The following is a 2856-nucleotide window of genomic DNA, read 5'->3' as shown; positions in this document are numbered from 1 at the left end:
AGCCACGGGCCTTGCGCGGTGTCGAACTCGCGGTAGCTCAGGCCGAAGGTGTCACCGGTGAAGAAGCCGCGGCTGCGCTCGTCCCAGATGCAGTGGTGGTGGCGGGCATGCCCCGGCGTGTCGATCAGCACCAGCGGCCGGCCGGCGAGGGCGACGACCATGCCGTCATGGCTTTCGACGACGCGCGCGGCCGGCACCGGCACCACCTCGCCGTAGGCCCGCGTCACCTCCTGCGCGCCGTACACCGCGCGGGCGCCGTTCAGCAGCGCGAGCGGCTCGATCATGTGGCGCGCGCCGCGCGGGTGGGCCAGCAGCTTCGCGCCGGGCAGCGCCTGCATCAGCGCGCCGGCGCCGCCGGCATGGTCGAGGTGCACGTGGGTGACGATCACCCAGTCGACATCGCTGCGCTGCAGCCCGGCCGCGTCGACCGCTGCCAGCAGCCGCGGCAGCGAGTGCGTGGTGCCGGTGTCGATGAACGCGCCGCGGCCGTTCTCGACCACCAGGTAGCAGGCATCGAAGGCCGGGCGGTGGAAGCCGGTGTCGATGACGTGGATGCCGAAGGCAGGGGTGTCGACCATGATCGACATTCTCCTACGGCGAACTCGGACGTGACCGACAGCCAGGGCGAGAGGCGGCTTCCAGACTGGGTGCCTCACTTGACCTTGATGAGGAATCCACGATGAGACTGCCTGTACGGACCACCCTGCTGATCGCCGCTGCCGCCTGCGGCCTGGTCGCCACCGCTGCCCATGCCCGCTCCGACGAGTCGTTCATGAAGGAAGCCGCACAGGCCGGCAGCGCCGAGATCGAGGCCAGCAAGCTGGCGCAGACCAAGGCGCAGCGCACCGACGTGAAGACCTTCGCGCAGACGATGATCGACGACCACACGAAGGTGGCCGACGAACTGAAGGCGCTCGCCGCGAGCAAGAAGGTCGACCTGCCGACCGGCCCGTCGATCACGCAGAAGGGCGAGCTGAAGCTGATCGACGCCGGCGCCGATGCGAAGTTCGACGAGCGCTACGTGAAGGCCTTCGGCGTGAAGGCGCACGAGGATGCTGTCAAGCTGTTCGAGCAGGCCGCGAAGGAAGCCAAGGACGCCGACGTGAAGGCCTTCGCGCAGAAGACCTTGCCGGGGCTTCAGCACCACCTGGAGATGGCGCGAGCACTGCAGCCCGCGAAGCCCTGACCGGACTATTGAGCGGCGACCGCTTCGACCTGGATGCGCAGCGTCACGTCCATGTTGAAGTGCCAGTCCTTGCCGGCGTCGATGCCGAACTGGTCGCGCTGGATCGTCGTGATCGCGTCGGCGCCGCACATGTCGCGCTTGAGCATCGGGTGCGGGACGCACTTGAGCCAGTTCAGCTTCAGCGTGACCGGCTTGGTCACGCCGTGCAGCGTCAGCTCGCCGGCCACTTCGGTCGGCACGCCGTCGACCACCTTGTCGAATCGGCCCTTGTAGGTGGCCTTGGGGAATTTCTTGACGTCGAACAGCTCCTTGCCCTGGGCCACCTTGTTCAGCGCGTCCTGGCCGAAATCGGCACTGCCGGGCAGCACGGTGATCTCCAGGTCGCCGGTGCCGGTGGCCTTGTCGTAGTGCACCGTGCCGCTGCTCTTGTTGAACTTGCCGCGCCACACCGAGATGCCCATGTGGTCGGCTTCGAAGCTCGGGAAGGTGTGGTCGGGGTCGATCTTGTAGGTGACCGGGGCGGCGTGGGCGGTGGCGGCGATCAGCAGGCCGGCGGCGGCGACAAGGGCAAGGCGCATGGGGAATTCTCCTGGAGGTGGGTTGAGGTGAACGGCACCGGATTCTCGATGCATTCATCTTCACGACGAATCAGCCGGGCTCCGATCGACATGAGGCCGCAGCCCGGATAGCGGGCCGGGTTCAAGACGTTCTGGACGCCGCTCGGCGAGGCCTGCGGACATGCGCGGCATGAACCTGCCTCACCGCTTCTGCTTCGTTCTTGGCGCGCGCAACGGCGGCTTTTCGCGCCGCTGGGCATCACCGCATGGCAATGGTCGCACTCGCCCAGCGGCGAGACGATGACCGGCGGCGGTCTGCGGCTGCGCACGCGCGACTGGGCCGCGCTGGCGCAGCTGCTGCTTCGGCAAGGCGCCGGGCCGGACGGCGCACTGCTGGCGTCCGACCAGGTGGCCGCACTGCTGAGCGTGCGGCGGTCGACGCCCTTCGGGATGGCGTACGGCGAGCTTTTCTGGCGGCGTGACTACGACCTGCGCTGCGGTCGCGTGAGCGCCTGGATGATGTCGGGCAACGGCGGCAACCACGTGCTGGTGCTGCCCACGCTCGACGCGGTCGCCGTGGTGACACGCACCCACTACGACCAGCGCGGCATGCACCCGCAGAGTTTCGATTTCATCACCGCGCTGCTGGACCGCCACGTGTGCGGGCCGGCGCCACGCTAGTCGCGCTGCGCGCGACCAGGCTGGACAGCTGCAGCGAGACGAGGTCGAGGCGGTGCAGGTTCATGCGATCAGCGCCTCCAGGCTCTTGCGCGTGAACGGCTTCGGCAGGAAGGCGGCCGCGGCCGGCCAGTCGGCACGCTGCGCATGCACCTCCGGCGGCAGGCCGGAGCTCAGCACGATGCGCTGCTGCGGCCAGTCGTGCGCAATGCGGTGCCACAGCGCGATGCCGTCGCCGCCCGGGCCGAGCATCACGTCCGACAGCAGCAGGTCGAACGGGCCGTGCGCCACCATGCAGGCGAGCGCGTCGTGCTCCGATGCCACCGCGGTGACGGTGGCGCCCAGGTCGTCGAGCAGCGCGGCAGCAGTGGCTCGCACGCTGTCGTCGTCTTCCACCAGCAGCACGCGGGCCGCCGCACCGCGCGCATGCACCGC

Annotated in this window: 5 protein-coding genes; 2 read left to right on the top strand and 3 right to left on the bottom strand. The window is 69.1% G+C overall.

Annotated elements, in window-relative coordinates; translation table 11 throughout:
• On the bottom strand, positions 1-578 hold a 578-nt coding region (locus tag AC1D01_RS28320), incomplete at its 3' end, for an MBL fold metallo-hydrolase (RefSeq protein WP_477872346.1).
• Positions 579-679: 101 nt separating this feature from the next.
• Between AC1D01_RS28320 and AC1D01_RS28315 the strand changes: the two genes are divergently transcribed.
• Positions 680-1186, top strand: a complete 507-nt coding sequence (locus tag AC1D01_RS28315; protein ID WP_477872344.1) for a DUF4142 domain-containing protein — start codon at positions 680-682, stop codon at positions 1184-1186.
• 5 nt (positions 1187-1191) lie between these two features.
• Here the strand turns inward: AC1D01_RS28315 and AC1D01_RS28310 are convergent, their stop codons facing one another.
• Positions 1192-1764: a YceI family protein gene (locus tag AC1D01_RS28310; RefSeq protein WP_477872342.1), complete on the bottom strand. Its 573-nt coding sequence runs from the start codon at positions 1762-1764 to the stop codon at positions 1192-1194.
• 279 nt (positions 1765-2043) lie between these two features.
• On the opposite strand from AC1D01_RS28310, the gene AC1D01_RS28305 reads away from it, so the two are divergent.
• Complete coding sequence (locus AC1D01_RS28305) at positions 2044-2424, top strand: serine hydrolase domain-containing protein (RefSeq protein WP_477872340.1); 381 nt, start codon at positions 2044-2046, stop codon at positions 2422-2424.
• A 60-nt stretch (positions 2425-2484) separates the two neighbouring features.
• Here AC1D01_RS28305 and AC1D01_RS28300 read toward each other — a convergent pair.
• Positions 2485-2856: response regulator (locus AC1D01_RS28300; protein WP_477872338.1), on the bottom strand; the 372-nt coding region annotated here is incomplete at its 5' end.

The sequence above is a fragment of the Rhizobacter sp. P3_B12 genome, from assembly GCF_056402895.1.
This window is presented reverse-complemented; position numbering and strand designations above follow the sequence as displayed.

What these genes read in the sequence shown, in the direction of transcription:
- AC1D01_RS28315 (WP_477872344.1), top strand. Translation starts at nt 680, where the DNA reads ATGAGACTGCCTGTACGGACCACCCTGCTGATCGCCGCTGCCGCCTGC.
- AC1D01_RS28310 (WP_477872342.1), bottom strand. Translation starts at nt 1,764, where the DNA reads ATGCGCCTTGCCCTTGTCGCCGCCGCCGGCCTGCTGATCGCCGCCACC.
- AC1D01_RS28305 (WP_477872340.1), top strand. Translation starts at nt 2,044, where the DNA reads ATGACCGGCGGCGGTCTGCGGCTGCGCACGCGCGACTGGGCCGCGCTG.